The sequence below is a fragment of the Janthinobacterium sp. 78 genome, from assembly GCF_003096775.1.
Classification (GTDB): Bacteria; Pseudomonadota; Gammaproteobacteria; order Burkholderiales; family Burkholderiaceae_D; genus Janthinobacterium; species Janthinobacterium tructae.
The window spans coordinates 5,642,959-5,656,941 of record NZ_QENT01000001.1; the positions used below are offsets into that span (position 1 = coordinate 5,642,959).

Below are 13,983 nucleotides of genomic sequence, written 5' to 3' on the forward strand. Positions count from 1 at the left end.
GGCCTCGCGTAATCCGACGATATTGTTGCTTTGGCCGGTGGTGGTGTCGGGTTACGCGCTGTGCGCTAACCCGACCTACGCCACGTCACCGCCCAGCAAACGCCCCACTTCCGCCAGCAATAGCGGCGCGCAAGGAAACCCTGGAGCGCTATGCGGTGGTGAAAGTGGTGGCGTAGGTCGGATTAGCGGGGCAAGGCCTCGCGTAATCCGACGATATTGTTGTTTTGGCCGGTGGTGGCGCCGGGTTACGCCACGCCGTCGGCAAGCAAGCGCCCCACCTCCGCCAGCAATTCCTCTTCCTGGAACGGCTTGCCAAAATACGCATTCACGCCCAGCTCGAACGCGTGCGCGCGGTGCTTGTCGGCGCTGCGCGAGGTGACCATGATGACGGGGATGGCACGTGTCTTGTCGTCGCTGCGCACATTGCGCGTCAGGTCGAAACCGTCCATGCGCGGCATTTCCACGTCGACCAGCAGCAGGGCCGGCATGGCGGCCGGTTCCAGCGCATGCAGCTGCTCCAGCGCATCGAGACCATCCTTGGCCAGCAGCACCTGATAGCCTTCGCGCTCGAACAAACGCTGCATCACGCGGCGCACCGTCAGCGAATCGTCGACCACCATCACGCGCACGGCTGGCACGGCCAGTGCGCTGGAAGCGGCATGCTGTTCGCTGCTGGCCAGCGCGTATTGCGACAGCAGCTCCGGGTGATGCTCGAGGTGCTGCGCCAGCGCCACCGGATTGAGGATCAGCACGATGTCGCCCGTGCCCAGCACCGTGGCGCCAGCGATGCCCGGCATGCGCGCCAGTTGCGGGCCCACATGCTTGACCACGACTTCGCGGTTGCCCACCACGTCATCGACCTGCAGCGCCAGCCTGTCATTGCCATTCCTCAGCAGCAGCACGGGCGCATGGCGCTGCGTGGCCTGCGCCGCCGGCGTCTCGCCCAGCATGGCCGACAGGTGGTGCAGCGCCAGCGACTGCCCGTGCGACTCGATGCGCCCGGCCGCCCGCACCTGCTGCAGCTGCTCGCCTTTCAGGTGCAGCACCTGCTCTACCAGCACCGATGGCAAGGCATACGTCTTGCCGTTGGCCGCCAGCAGCACCACTTGCGTGACGGCCAGGGTCAGCGGCAAGTGAATGGTAAAACGCATACCCTGGCCGGCCTGCGTCAGCGTTTCCACTCTTCCGCCCAGGGCCAGCGCTTCGGAGCGCACGATGTCCATGCCAAAACCGCGCCCGGCCAGTTCCGTCAGGCTGTCGGCGGTGGAAAAACCGGGCGTGAAAATCAGTTCGGCCGCCTGCGCGTCGGTCAAAGGCGCATCCGTCGCCACCAGGCCTGCGCCGTGCGCCTTGGCGCGGATGCGTTCCAGGTCCAGCCCCGCGCCGTCGTCGGAAAAGGCGATTGCCACTTCATTGCCCTGCTGGCTGACCTGTACCAGCAGCTCGCCCGTCTCGCTCTTGCCCGCCGCCAGGCGCGCCTCGCGCGGCTCGACGCCGTGCACGATGGCGTTGCGCAGCAGGTGCTCAAACGGTGCCGCCATGCGTTCGAGCACGCTGCGGTCGATTTCCACGCCGCCGCCGCGGATATCGAGGTTGACGCGCTTGTCGACTTCCTTGGCGCTTTGCCGCGCCACGCGGAACAGCCGTTCGGCGATGCTGGCAAACGGCACCATGCGGATCTGCATCAGGTCGCGCTGCAGCTCGCGCGTCAGGCGCGCCTGCAGTATCAGGTCGTCCGTCACCGCGTCGACACTGAGGCTGAGGTTTTCATGGAACGAGGCCACGTCGTTGACGCTTTCGGCCATCATGCGCGTGAGTTCCTGCAGGCGCGTAAAGCGATCGAATTCGAGCGGGTCGAATTCGCGCTCGCTGCCGACGGCCATGCGCGAGGCGATCTGCGATTCAGCCTGCATTTCCACTTCGCGCAGCTGGCGCCGCAAGCGCGCCAGGTTGTCGGAAAACTCGGATAGCGAAGCGCCCAGCACGCCGACTTCATTTTCCATTTTGGAGCGCGTGATCGACACTTCGCCGGCCTGGTTCACCAGGCGGTCGAGGATGTCGGCGCGCACGCGCACCAGCGCCGCCTTCGGTTCGGCGGCCGGCGTATCTTCCATGCCCGGCAAGGGCAGCAACGGTTGCTGCAGCTGTTCGAACAGGTGCAGCGCATGGTCGTAATGGGCCAGCAATTCCTCGAAGGCTTGCGGCGTGGCGGTGCCAGCGTGCAGCATGTTTTCGATATGCGTCTCGATTTCATGCGCATGCTGGCCCAGGCGCATGGCGCCGGCCATGCGTGCGCTGCCCTTGACCGTATGCAGGGTGCGCAGCAGCATCTGCGCCTGGCCGCTGTCGTGCGGCTGTTGCTGCCAGCTGCGCAGCGCCTCGCCGATCTGCGGCAGCAGGTCGGCGCCCTCTTCCAGGAAGACGGACAATAAATCGAGGTCGAGTTCATCGCTGATGCCGGCGCTGGCCGCCAGCAGCGCAGCCGCATCGGCCGGCATGATGGCGGACACCGGCGCTTCCGGCGCCGCGTGTTCCAGCGGCGGTGCGTGCTCGAAACCGGCGTCGAACAGGTCGTCGCTGGCACCGCTGTCCTGCATGGGCGCCGGCACTTCAGCCGCAGCGGGCTGCAGCGCATCGGCGACGATGCTCGCATACGTCGCCTCGAACAAGGTCTCAAGCTGCGGCAGAGGGACTTCGGCGAGTGGCTCGTCAGCTTGCGCCGGCGCGCCGACGATGCTGGCGTAGGCGGCCGCAAACAGGGCGTCGAGCCGCTCTTCCTGACTCTCGCCCGGCGGCGCCGTCAGGGCGCGCCACAGGGTGTTGAGCGCTTCGATCATGTCCGGCTGCGTTGGAGCCAGGTCGCCCAGCGCAAACGCCTGCAGCATTTGCCCGATGCGCTGCGTGGCTTGCTCCAGCACGTCGTGCTGTTCGGCGCGCAGGCCGGCCAGCGGCGGCACCACCGTTTCGATCACCGTTTCGAGCGCATGCGCCAGGTCGCGCAGGGATTGGAAACCCACCGTGCCCGACGTTCCCGCCAGGGTATGCACGGCTTGCAGCGCCTCCGCGCTGACGGCACGCTGTTCATGGCGCCATTCGCCGAAGTCGCGCGTCAGCACGCGCAACAATTCATCCGTCTCGGCCAGGTAAATGTTGTACAAGGGCAGGCTGACGCGCAGGTCGCCGACGTGCTTGAGGTTATCGTCGGGCGCTTCGTGGGCGGCGGGCGCCGTGGCCGACGGAAAGCCGATCACATTGCCGTTGCCAGCCACCGGTGCGGCCGATGCCGGGCGAGGCTTGCGCAGTTCGAACGGACCGCCTTCGCGCACGCGCTCGGCCGCTGCCAGCAGCATGCCAGCCTCGCGCTCGCGCCCTGCGCCGCCTTCCAGTTCGGCCACCCATTCGCTGAGCTGGTACCAGCCGTAATTGAGCAGGGTAAACAGATCATCGCTGACGGGGCGCGCTTCGGCCAGCCAGGTATTCATGACACGTTCGATGGCGTCGGCTGCCTCGGCAAACTGCGCCAGGCCGATCATGCGGCTGCTGCCTTTCAAGGTATGGAACCAGCGGCGCAGCATGGCCAGGTGGTCGCCGCTGGCGGCCTGCTCGCGCGGCAGGGCCAGCGTGGCATCGATAAAGGCCAGCACTTCGCGCGCTTCGGCAATGAAGATATCGAGCATCTCCGCGTCGACATCGGTCACTGCCGGTGCGGCATCCATGCCGGCAGGCGCGGCGGGCGCCAGGGCCTGGTCGAGCAAGGGCACCGGCACGGCGCCGGCGGCGGCGACTTTTTCAAATGGCAGCGCGCGGAAGGTGCCAGCGGCGGCATCGAAATGGAAACGTCCGCTGGCCGCTTGCGCGTTGCGGCCCAGCATATCGACAAAAAATCCCAGCGCGCTGACATTTTGCGCGATGTCGTCGAGCGCCCCGGCGTGCGCGTCCGCCTTGGCGTCCGCCTTGGCGTCCGCGTTGGTGTCGCCAGCGGCCAGCTGCCGCACGGCCGCATCGACCTGCAGCACGGCGGCGCGCGCGTCTTCCTGTCCCAGCCCGGCCAGCTGCTGCTGCAACTGTTCCAGCACGTGGGCAACGCCATCGAGGGCCCCCACCGCGCCGCGCGAGGCATCCGCGTAATACGCGTTGAGCACCTTTTCCACCTGGCGCAAGCCCGTCTTCATGTCCTCGGCCAGCGCGGCGACGGTCTGGCCCTGCTCGATCTGGCGCGACAGCTCGCCCGCCGTGACGGGCGGCGGCGCTTCGCCAGCGAGCAGCGCCTGCAGGCGCGCGGCGATGGTTTCCGCATTGCCGGCAAAATCGTCGGGCAGGCGGCGCACCTGCTCCAGTCCCGTGTCGGCAAACAGCAGCGCCATGCCGATTTCATTCTCCAGCGCCGCACTGCGCCCGCTGGCCACGGCGAGCCGCGCCACGGCCGCGCATTCGCGCAGCAGGCTGGCCAGGGCTGGCTGCTTCAAGGTCTCCACATGCACTGCCACCTCTTGCAGCGACTCGTCAAAGTCCGTGCTCAGTGCCGGATCGAGATCGGCTTGCGCCAGACGGCTCCAGCTCGCGCGCGCCTGCGCCAGGGCCGCGCGTGCACCGTGCAAGGCTTCCTGGTCGACCTGGCCGTAACGCCGCGCTTCCACGTCGGCGGGAACCATGCCCTCCAGCGCGAAGGCGGCACGCAGCTGGCGTGCCTCAGATGTGGGCTCGGCGGCGGCGGCAATGAAGTACAGGGCGTCGCGCAGCATCGCTTCGGGCAGGCTGGCCGTGCCCTGCGCCAGGCGGCGCAATTGCAGATTGATCAGGCCGAACAACTGTTTGACGTTGAGCGTGCCCATGCCCTCGCCGCTGGCCGCCAGTCCCGCAAACGCCTGCATGGCGAACCAGAAGGTACGCGCCGGCGCTGCCTGCTGCGCGTCGGCCACCAGGGTCAAGGTGGCGTGCAAGTCGCTGGCGTGCTGGCGCCGCGCCGCCTCATCCTGCGCTTTCAGAAAGGGCAGCAAAGACTTTTCAAAGCGCCCGCGCCAGGCCGGATAATCGGCCACCGGCGGCGATTGCGCCAGCGCGATGGCATGCCCTTCCAGCATCGATGCAGGCGGAAAAAACAGGTCGGCCGGGTGGATGCGCTCGGCGCCCAGCATGGTTTGCAGGTCGCGGTAGTAGGGGAATAAACGCGTCGGCTGCGGCGGCGTGCCGGCCACCAGGTCTTCCAGGTATTCGGTCAGGGCCTGATACAACCGGGCGACGACCTGCGCATGGTCGAGCGTATATTCCAGGCTGCCGTCGCGAAAGCGCGCCAGTGCCTGTTCCGCGCCATCCGTCAGCAGGCTGGCGCCGGCCACGTCCACCATCACCAGCGCGCCATGCGCCTGGTGCAGGTGCGAGCGTGCATGCTGCAGTGCCGTGGCGCGCTCCTCGCGCTGGCGGCCACCGGCTTCGAACAGCGCCGTTTTCGAGCGGCCCAGCGCTTCGCGGATTTCCACCATCACCCACGACAAGGGCTCACTGTCGAACGGCTTGGACTGCTGCGGACTATCAGGTGTGCTCATGCATGCCTCGGTAAGGAAATCGCCTGGACTGGCGCGGCGTTCAGGCGGCGACGCGGAAGCGCGACACCGAATTTTTCAGTTCCTGCGCCAGCATCGACAATTTGTGGATCGACTGCGCTGTTTGCTGCGTGCCATCCTGGGTCTGCTCCGTCACGCTCAGGATATGCTGGATATTCAAGGCCACGCCGCTGGCCGAACCGGCCTGCGTGCCGGTGGCAAACGAGATGCCCTGGATCAGTTCAGCCAGGTGCTTCGACACCTGGCTGATGTCGTTCAAGGCAGCACCGGCCGCGTCGGACAGGTGTGCGCCCTCGACCACGCCCTGCGTGGATTTTTCCATCGCGCGCGTCGCGTCCTGGGTATCGGCCTGGATGGTGCGCACCAGCGCGCCGATCTGCTTGGCGGCGGCAGCCGAGCGTTCGGCCAGGCGCTGCACTTCCTCGGCGACGACGGAAAAGCCGCGCCCCGCTTCGCCGGCCGATGCAGCCTGGATGGCGGCGTTCAGCGCCAGCACGTTGGTCTGCTCGGTGATGTCGGAAATGAGCTCGGTGATTTCGCCGATTTCCTGCGACGATTCGCCCAGGCGCTTGATGCGCTTGGAGGTATCCTGGATCTGCTCGCGGATTTCATGCATGCCCTTGATGGCGTTTTCCACCGCCGTCGCCCCCTGCTGCGCCGCCGCCACCGACTGGCGCGCCACGTCGGCCGAGACGCTGGCCGACTTCGACACGTCGGTAATCGCATTGGCCATCTTGACCACGGTGGCGCTGACGCCCTGGATTTCGCGCGACTGCTGCTGCGAAGCGATCAGCAGCTTGCTGGAGATGCTTTGCGCCTGCGTCGAGGCGCGGTTGACCTGTTCCGCCGTCGCCGTCACCCTGCCCACCAGACCGCGCAATTCCTCGACCGTGTAGTTGACGGAATCGGCGATGGCGCCCGTGATGTCTTCCGACACGGTGGCCTGCACCGTCAGGTCGCCGTCGGCGACCTTCTGCAATTCGTTCATCAGGCGCAGGATAGCCGCCTGGTTCTGCTCATTCCGGGCCTTCGCCACTTCCTCTTTTTCCTGCGACTGCAGGCGCAGGATTTCCGCTTCCTGGCGCCGCCGCTCGGCGTCGCGCGTGCGGTTGACGGAGTCCTGCAGCAGCACGCGGCCGATACCGGCTGCCGCGATCAGGGTCAGCAACACGCCGCCGACCATCATCCAGAAGGCCATGCCCAGCGTTTCCTGGTTCACGTGGTACATCTGCTGCAGCAGGGTCAGACGCTGGCGCAGGTCTTCGTTCTCGTTGAAGATCAGCTGTTCGGCGCTTTTCGCCGCACTGAATTTATCCAGCCGGTCGAGTATCGACGAGACCAGCTTCTGGTAAGTGTCGAAACTGCCCTTCAGCGCCACCAGACGGTCGCGCAGTTCGGCGTCGCGCGTGGGCGCCAATTGCAGCGCCACGCTGCCATTGAGCAAACCTTCGACGGCAGTGCGGAAATACGTCGTGTCGCGCCCCAGCGAAAATGCCGTTTCCGAGCTGATGCTGCCCGACGACAAGAACTCGCTGGCACTGCGGCTCATGCGCTGGCTCAGCATCATCAGACGGCCGATGACGGCCAGGTCGCGCGCGTTACCGCCGCGCTGCACCTTGAGCGCCGCGATTTCCTCGGTCTGCGCCAGCAGCGCCGGCGACAGCGCGTTCAATTGCTGCAAGGTCTTGTCGAATTCACCGAGCTCCGTTTTCAGGCGCAGGATGGTGCTGGCCGCGCGGTCGCTGCTGGCCCACTTCTTGCGCGCGTCGGCCACCGCCGCCAGCAGGGCGGAACGCGACTCGCCGATATCGCGGCCGTGATACGTCCCGCCGCGCAGCATCAGGCGGAAATCCTGGTTCAGTTCATTGCGGCTTTCCTCGAGCTGGCGGAAGGCTTCCGGATTGCCTTGCACGGCGTTCGGCGCAGCCTTGCCGAGGCGCTGCGAATGCATCAGCGCATCGCTGGCCAGCTGCGTCTGCGCCGAGGCGATATTGCCGCTGCGCGTGTTGAGGCCAACGAACAGCAGGCTGGCGGCCAGGCTCAGGGCCATCACCGTCGAGAGGATGCTCAGCTGTTTTTGCAGCGGCAAATGGCCGATCAGCGGCAGCTTCCAGTCCCCGGCCGGCGCGCTGGCCAGCGACTTGCGCCGTCCCAGCGCGTCGCGCAGGCGCAGCGGCAGGTCGGCCGCCGCTGCCGGTTCGCCAGCGGCGTGCTCCGCCTCGGACATGCCGGCCGCCAGAATGGGGGAATGAGCGCCCATCAGCAAATATCCTTGTGGAGTGCGGGGAAGGCGCCAAAACCGGCATCGAGGAAGCGCTCCGCTTGCGCCAGCTGCGCCAGGTCCAGGCGCAGCCACTGCTGCCCTTCGCTGTCGCGCAGCGTTTGCGCCGCCCACGGTGGTAGCACACCCTGCGCCGCATCGTGCACGCGCACGGACTGCAGCGTGCGCAGCTGGCGCAAGCCCAGCACGCGTTCGACCAGCACGGCGCAATTGAGGCCCAGCCGCGGAGAAAAGGTGATGATGCGGCAGTGACTGCCTGCCGCGCAAGCCGGTTCGCCCATGTAGCGGGCCAGGTCGACGACCCCCGTCAGGCGTCCGCGCATGGCCGCCAGGCCCAGATACCAATCCTGCGCCAGCGGCACGCCCTGGATCTGCACCCCGGCAGCGATGACGATTTCACCGAGCTGCGTCAGGTCGAGCAGGCACGGCCGGCCACCGAGCATCACGCCCAATTCCTTGCGCGCCGCCAGCGCGCCGCTGCGCGCGGCCTGTATCCGCTCGATCAATTGCAGCTGATACTGGCGCAGGCGCCCCTGCCGCGCGCCCGTCTCGAACGATGGCATGGCGGCAGCGGCAGGCGAAAAGGCTGCGGTGGACACGCCGTTACCTGGCATCGTGTGCATGCTCAGGAAAGCGCAGCGATCTTGGCCAGCAGCTCGGCTTCGACCACCGGCTTGACCAGGTAATCGCGCGCGCCCTGGCGCAAGCCCCAGATGCGGTCCGTTTCCTGGCTCTTGCTGGAGCAGATAATCACCGGCACGTCCTGCAGTTCGGGATCGCGCGCAATCGCGCGCGTGATCTGGAAGCCATTCGCACCGGGCATCACCACGTCCATCAGGATCAGGTCGGGCCTGGCCTGCTTCAGTTGCGCCAGCGCGTCGGCGCCGTCCTGCGCCGTAAAGACGGCATAACCGGCACGCACCAGCATCTCGCTCAGGTAATAGCGTTCTGTCGCCGAGTCATCGACGATCAGAATTGTGTGTATGGCCATCTGCTTCCTTGCTGCGTTGTCAATCAATAAATCACTACTCAAAATGCCTGGCCAGGTGCAGCCGCACGGCCTCCAGCAGCGCCTCGCGCGCCAGCGGCTTGGCCAGGCAGGCGCTGGCGCCTGCCATGGCGCCGCGCGCGCGGTCGAACAAGCCCTCCTTCGACGACAGCATCAGCACCGGCGTGGCGTGATGCGCCGCACTGGCCTTGATCAGCGCACAGGTGCGGTAGCCGTCCAGGCGCGGCATCAGAATGTCGCACACGATCAGCGCCGGCTGGCAATCGGCGATCTTGGCCAGGGCCTCGAAGCCGTTTTCCGCCACCACCACGCGATACCCTGCCTCGCGCAAGACCTTTTCGGCCGCGCTGCGGCTGGTGGCGCTGTCATCGATGACCAGTATTGTGGCGCTGGCGCACACGGCATCGGACGGCGCCTCGGGCAAAAAGGGACGCGTCATGTGATTATTCGACAATCTTTCATACCATAGCACAGGCTGCCGCGATAGCTGCGTGCGGCAGTACCATCCCGGGGATCGGGATAAATTAAAGCGCCACCATCTCGAAATCATCCTTGCGCGCACCGCATTCAGGACAGGTCCAGTTCATCGGAACATCGGCCCAACGCGTGCCGGGAGCGATGTCTTCGTCGGGAAGGCCGGCCGCTTCATCATAAACCCAGCCGCAAATAAGACACATCCACGTTTGGAATTGCTGCGTTGTTTCGTTGCTACTCACGTTCTGCCACCCTTCAATCAAGTAAAATGCTGAATTAGGTATCTTAATCTACCCGCCGTGCAAAACCAAACTTCTCCCCTCATATTAAGCTTCGGCGTGTCCGATCCGGTCGGCGCGATCGGCATCCAGGCCGACCTGGCCACATTTTCAGCCTTCGGCTGCCATGGCCTGTCGGTCACCACGGGCCTCTTGATCAGCGATACGGCGCGCGTGGAAGACGTGCAGGCGGTCGACCCGGACTGGGTTTCCGACCAGGCGCGCGTGCTGCTGGAAGACATGTCCGTCTCGGCCATCAAGATCGGCGCCCTGGGCAGCGTGGAAAACGTCACGGCCATCGCCGAAATCGTCTCCGACTATCCGAACGTGCCGCTGATCCTCGATCCCTTCATTTCGGCGCTGCCGGAACAGGGCATGGACGACGAAGACATCCTCACCGCCGTGCGCCAGCTGCTGATCCCGCAAACGACCCTGTTGGTGCTCTCGCCGGTGGAACTGGAGCGCCTGGCCGAGACCTGGCGCGACGCCGACCCGGACGACACCTTGCAAAACGATGTCGACTACCTGGTGGCGCTGGGCTGCGAATACGTGCTCGTCACGGGCATGCCGGCCGACGCCAGCAAGTCCGGCACGGGCGAAGGCAAGTTGCGCGCCAATACCCTGTTCGGCGAAGACGGCGTGGTGCGCCACGACGTATGGCAGCACCTGCCGGGCATCTTCAACGGCGCCGGCAGTACCCTGTCGGCTGCCGCCACCGCCCTGCTGGCCCTGGCGCAAAACGAAGACGATGTGCCGCAGGTGGTCGTGGCGGCGCAGGAATTTACCACCGGCGCGCTAGCCCACGCGCAGCGCCACGGCATGGGTAAGCTGGTGCCGAACCGGCTGTTCCGGCAGCAGCGCCAGCGCGACGCCCAATAATTCTGTAGCAGACCAGACAGACGACACAGACAACGATCCACTTTCAAGGCACGATTATCATGACGACGACTTCACAGAACGACATCCTGTTTGCCCGCGCACAAAAAACCACGCCAGGCGGCGTCAATTCGCCCGTGCGCGCCTTCCGCTCCGTCGGCGGCACGCCGCGCTTCATCACGCGCGCCGAAGGCCCGTACTTCTGGGATGCGGACGGCAAGCGCTACATCGACTACATCGGCTCGTGGGGCCCGGCCATCGTCGGCCACGCCCATCCGGAAGTGGTGAAAGCGGTGCAGGATGCGGCCGCGCTGGGCCTGTCGTTCGGCGCGCCGACCGAAGGCGAAGTGCTGATGGCCGAGGAAATCACGCGCCTGGTGCCGTCGATCGAGCAGGTGCGTCTGGTGTCGTCGGGCACGGAAGCGACCATGAGCGCCCTGCGCCTGGCGCGCGGCGCCACGGGACGCGACAAGATCGTCAAGTTCGAAGGCTGCTACCACGGCCATGCCGATTCGCTGCTGGTGAAAGCGGGCAGCGGCCTGCTCACCTTCGGCAACCCGACCTCGGCCGGCGTGCCGGAAGATTTCGTGAAACACACCCTGGTGCTCGACTATAACAACGTGGAACAGCTGAAGGACGCCTTCGACAGCTTCGGCACGGAAATCGCCTGCGTCATCGTCGAGCCGGTGGCCGGCAACATGAACCTGGTCAAAGCCACGCCAGAATTCCTGCAGGCGATGCGCGAGCTGTGCACGCAGCACGGCGCCCTGCTCATTTTCGATGAAGTCATGTGCGGCTTGCGCGTGGCCCTGGGCGGCGCGCAAGCGCTGTACGGCATCAAGCCCGACCTCACGGCGCTGGGCAAGGTGATCGGCGGCGGCATGCCGGTGGCGGCCTTCGGCGGCAGCGCGGCGCTGATGCACCACATGGCGCCGCTGGGCGCCGTCTACCAGGCCGGTACGTTGTCCGGCAACCCGGTCGCCGTGGCGGCCGGCATGGCCACCTTGAAACTGATCCAGCAGCCGGGCTTCTACGAGCAGCTGGGCGCCACCGCCCAGCGCCTGGCCGAAGGCCTGACCGCCGCCGCCAAAGAAGCGGGCGTGGTCTTCTGCGCCGACTACATCGGCGGCATGTTCGGCATCTATTTCAGCGCCACGCCACCGACCAGCTACGCGGAAATGATGGCGGGCGACCGCAGCAAGTTCAACGCCTTCTTCCACGCCATGCTGGACGAAGGCGTGTACTTCGCGCCCGCCGCCTTCGAAGCCGGCTTCGTCTCGGCACAGCACGATGATGCCGTCATCGACGCCACCATCGCCGCCGCGCGCAAGGTGTTTGCCGCCCTCGCGTAAGCGTCTTACACTGCCGCGGTGTCCATCACCGCGGCCACCAGCGCCGGCAGCTTGGCCATGTCCTTGAACACGACATGCGCGCCGGCCGCTTTCAACCTATCTTCCTGGCCTGCGGCGATATGCCCGCCGCCGATGAATCCCAATACCGTCATGCCCGCCGCCACGGCGGCCGTCACACCCGTGACGCTGTCTTCCAGCACCAGGCACTGGCCTGGCGGCACGCCGAAAGCGGCGGCTGCCGCCAGGTACACGCCCGGATGCGGCTTGGCGTGACCCACCAGGTCGGGCGTAAACACGCGTTGATGGAACAGCGGCGCCATGCCAGTGCGCTCGAGCGCCGACAGCACGCGCGCGCTGACGCTGTTCGAGGCCACGGCCTTGGGCAGCGCAATGGCGGCCAGCGCCTGGGCCACGCCCGGTACGGCGCGCAATTGCGCATCGCAGGCCGCATCGACGGCGTTGCCGATGGCCATGATCTCGTCGGCCGGCAATTGCGGCAAGCCCAGCTCCTTGTAGATATCCTGCATCAGCGGCACCAGGCGCTGGCCCAGGCGCGGCTCGATCAAGCCTTGCAGGGTGACGCCCTGGGGCAGGTTCGGCAGGCGCGGTGCCAGCAATTCCAGCAGCGCTTGCAGCGCCACGGCTTCGCTGTCGATCAGCACGCCATCGCAGTCGCTGATCAGATGGGTAAAGCGCAGTGGGGTGGTGGCGGTATCAGGCATGGACTCTCCAGAAGACAACGGTGACGGGAAATGCGGCGGCCAGCCGGCCAAGGCAGGCATCGCAACGATCATAGGTGGAACAGGCGGACGCTACCACGCAGAAAACGTCTGCATGACGATACTTTTCTGCAAACAGCAGACTACGGGGGAAAGAATGGGGCGCCAGGCAAGCGGCTACGCGCAAATACCAATTCAATACCACGCAATACCAATGATTATCGCTGATTTTTGAAATTGCTGCGCTCGCCTTGAAATCCGGGACGCGGGAGCGTCCCGGCAAGACGGTTATTTCAGCCAGCCACGGTGGCGGAAGTACAGGAACGGCGCGATGGCGCTGGTGATCATCAAGCCCCAGGCCCACGGATAGCCGAAGGTCCATTCCAGTTCCGGCATCAGCTTGAAGTTCATGCCGTATACGCTGGCGATCAGCGTTGGCGGCAGGAAGGCCACGCTGGCCACCGAGAAGATCTTGATGATCTTGTTCTGGTTGATGTTGATGAAACCGACGGTGGCATCCATCAGGAAGTTGATCTTGTCGAACAGGAACGAAGTATGGCCGTCAAGCGATTCGATATCGCGCAAAATCTGCCGCGCTTCCTCGAACTGCTCGGAATTGAGCAAGCGGCCGCGCATCAGAAAGCTCACGGCGCGGCGCGTATCCATCATGTTGCGGCGGATACGGCCATTCAAATCTTCCTCGTGCGCAATCGCGTTCAGCGCTTCGGCCGCGTGCGCATCGGTAAATTCCTTTTGCAGCACGCGCGTGCTGACTTCTTCCAGGTTCTGGTAGATGCCTTCGAGCACGTCGGCCGAATATTCGGCATCGGTGGCGTACAGGTCGAGCAGCACGTCCATGTAGTCGGCAATCGAGCCTGGCCGCGAGCGGGCGCGCATGCGCACCAGGCGGAACACGGGCAGGTCGTCCGTATGCATGGAAAACAAAATCTTGCGGGCCAGAATGAAGGCGACCGTGATGACGCGCGACGGGCCGTCGTCTTCTTCGCGCAGGAAGTCGGTGCGCAGGTGCAAGTCGCCGTTTTCCGCTTCGTAATAGCGGGCCGACGCTTCAATATCCTTGACTTCGTCTTCGCCCGGCAGGGTGACGTTGTAGATGGCCTTGACCCAGGCCCGTTCATCATCGGTGGGGTCGGTCAGGTCGACCCACACCGGTTCGGCATTTTCGAGGTCTGCGCGGCTGTCGATCGGCACCTGGTTGAGCCGGCCATTCTGTAATACAAAGACATTGATCATGCGCGCTCTCAGCCGGATGTTGGGTTATCGTGATGTGCTGGCGCTGGCGCCAAAAATGAAAACAGCGCAAGTGTACCCGCAAAGGCCTTTTCACGACCACCCCCGGCAGCGCTTTTTCACGGAAAAAGTGCGGCGTTGCACCAAGGGTGACGATTAAGATGCTGCGTCGCAATAGTGCC

12 protein-coding genes are annotated in these 13,983 nt (G+C 65.5%); 4 read left to right on the forward strand and 8 right to left on the reverse strand.

Annotation, left to right across the window (positions count from 1 at the left end):
• Positions 1 to 245: 245 nt before the first annotated feature.
• The 6 genes from C8C92_RS24825 to C8C92_RS24850 all read right to left on the reverse strand — a co-directional run bounded on the left by C8C92_RS24825 (position 246) and on the right by C8C92_RS24850 (position 9,528).
• On the reverse strand, positions 246 to 5,543 hold the full coding sequence (locus C8C92_RS24825; protein ID WP_116745532.1) for an Hpt domain-containing protein: 5,298 nt from the start codon (positions 5,541 to 5,543) through the stop codon (positions 246 to 248).
• A gap of 40 nt (positions 5,544 to 5,583) precedes the next feature.
• On the reverse strand, positions 5,584 to 7,821 hold the full coding sequence (locus tag C8C92_RS24830; RefSeq protein WP_099762171.1) for a methyl-accepting chemotaxis protein: 2,238 nt from the start codon (positions 7,819 to 7,821) through the stop codon (positions 5,584 to 5,586).
• Positions 7,821 to 8,441 (reverse strand): chemotaxis protein CheW, encoded by a 621-nt coding sequence (locus C8C92_RS24835; protein ID WP_347708479.1) that lies wholly within the window; start codon positions 8,439 to 8,441, stop codon positions 7,821 to 7,823. Before C8C92_RS24835 ends, C8C92_RS24830 begins: the two co-directional genes overlap by 1 nt.
• Before the next feature lie 26 nt (positions 8,442 to 8,467).
• On the reverse strand, positions 8,468 to 8,833 hold the full coding sequence (locus C8C92_RS24840; protein ID WP_099762169.1) for a response regulator: 366 nt from the start codon (positions 8,831 to 8,833) through the stop codon (positions 8,468 to 8,470).
• 34 nt (positions 8,834 to 8,867) lie between these two features.
• On the reverse strand, positions 8,868 to 9,290 hold the full coding sequence (locus tag C8C92_RS24845; RefSeq protein ID WP_116745534.1) for a response regulator: 423 nt from the start codon (positions 9,288 to 9,290) through the stop codon (positions 8,868 to 8,870).
• Between the two features lie 85 nt (positions 9,291 to 9,375).
• Positions 9,376 to 9,528, reverse strand: a complete 153-nt coding sequence (locus C8C92_RS24850; RefSeq protein WP_010401308.1) for a rubredoxin — start codon at positions 9,526 to 9,528, stop codon at positions 9,376 to 9,378.
• 96 nt (positions 9,529 to 9,624) lie between these two features.
• Between C8C92_RS24850 and C8C92_RS24855 the strand changes: the two genes are divergently transcribed.
• Together C8C92_RS24855 and hemL are read left to right on the forward strand one after the other, a co-directional pair.
• A complete protein-coding gene (locus C8C92_RS24855; protein ID WP_099762167.1) occupies positions 9,625 to 10,482 on the forward strand; it encodes a hydroxymethylpyrimidine/phosphomethylpyrimidine kinase in 858 nt (285 codons plus the stop codon).
• A 59-nt stretch (positions 10,483 to 10,541) separates the two neighbouring features.
• Complete coding sequence (gene hemL / locus C8C92_RS24860) at positions 10,542 to 11,831, forward strand: glutamate-1-semialdehyde 2,1-aminomutase (protein ID WP_116745535.1); 1,290 nt, start codon at positions 10,542 to 10,544, stop codon at positions 11,829 to 11,831.
• Between the two features lie 5 nt (positions 11,832 to 11,836).
• Here the strand turns inward: hemL and C8C92_RS24865 are convergent, their stop codons facing one another.
• On the reverse strand, positions 11,837 to 12,553 hold the full coding sequence (locus tag C8C92_RS24865; protein WP_116745536.1) for an HAD-IA family hydrolase: 717 nt from the start codon (positions 12,551 to 12,553) through the stop codon (positions 11,837 to 11,839).
• Here C8C92_RS24865 and C8C92_RS24870 point away from each other — a divergent pair.
• Positions 12,552 to 12,785 carry a hypothetical protein gene (locus C8C92_RS24870; RefSeq protein ID WP_116745537.1) on the forward strand — a complete coding sequence of 78 codons (234 nt, stop codon included), beginning with the start codon at positions 12,552 to 12,554 and terminating at the stop codon, positions 12,783 to 12,785. The genes C8C92_RS24865 and C8C92_RS24870 overlap by 2 nt on opposite strands.
• Before the next feature lie 53 nt (positions 12,786 to 12,838).
• On the opposite strand, the gene corA is transcribed toward C8C92_RS24870, so the two are convergent.
• Positions 12,839 to 13,804 (reverse strand): magnesium/cobalt transporter CorA, encoded by a 966-nt coding sequence (gene corA, locus C8C92_RS24875; RefSeq protein WP_099762164.1) that lies wholly within the window; start codon positions 13,802 to 13,804, stop codon positions 12,839 to 12,841.
• Here corA and C8C92_RS27610 point away from each other — a divergent pair.
• Positions 13,803 to 13,961, forward strand: coding sequence for a hypothetical protein (locus C8C92_RS27610; protein ID WP_165829542.1), 159 nt, complete (start codon positions 13,803 to 13,805; stop codon positions 13,959 to 13,961). The two genes, corA and C8C92_RS27610, sit on opposite strands and share 2 nt — an antisense overlap.
• Positions 13,962 to 13,983 lie beyond the last annotated feature (22 nt).

Coding starts and splice junctions, on each gene's coding strand:
- C8C92_RS24825 (WP_116745532.1), bottom strand. CDS start 5,543: ATGAGCACACCTGATAGTCCGCAGCAGTCCAAGCCGTTCGACAGTGAG.
- C8C92_RS24830 (WP_099762171.1), bottom strand. CDS start 7,821: ATGGGCGCTCATTCCCCCATTCTGGCGGCCGGCATGTCCGAGGCGGAG.
- C8C92_RS24840 (WP_099762169.1), bottom strand. CDS start 8,833: ATGGCCATACACACAATTCTGATCGTCGATGACTCGGCGACAGAACGC.
- C8C92_RS24845 (WP_116745534.1), bottom strand. CDS start 9,290: ATGACGCGTCCCTTTTTGCCCGAGGCGCCGTCCGATGCCGTGTGCGCC.
- C8C92_RS24850 (WP_010401308.1), bottom strand. CDS start 9,528: ATGTGTCTTATTTGCGGCTGGGTTTATGATGAAGCGGCCGGCCTTCCC.
- hemL (WP_116745535.1), top strand. CDS start 10,542: ATGACGACGACTTCACAGAACGACATCCTGTTTGCCCGCGCACAAAAA.
- C8C92_RS24870 (WP_116745537.1), top strand. CDS start 12,552: ATGGACTCTCCAGAAGACAACGGTGACGGGAAATGCGGCGGCCAGCCG.
- C8C92_RS24865 (WP_116745536.1), bottom strand. CDS start 12,553: ATGCCTGATACCGCCACCACCCCACTGCGCTTTACCCATCTGATCAGC.
- C8C92_RS27610 (WP_165829542.1), top strand. CDS start 13,803: ATGCGCGCTCTCAGCCGGATGTTGGGTTATCGTGATGTGCTGGCGCTG.
- corA (WP_099762164.1), bottom strand. CDS start 13,804: ATGATCAATGTCTTTGTATTACAGAATGGCCGGCTCAACCAGGTGCCG.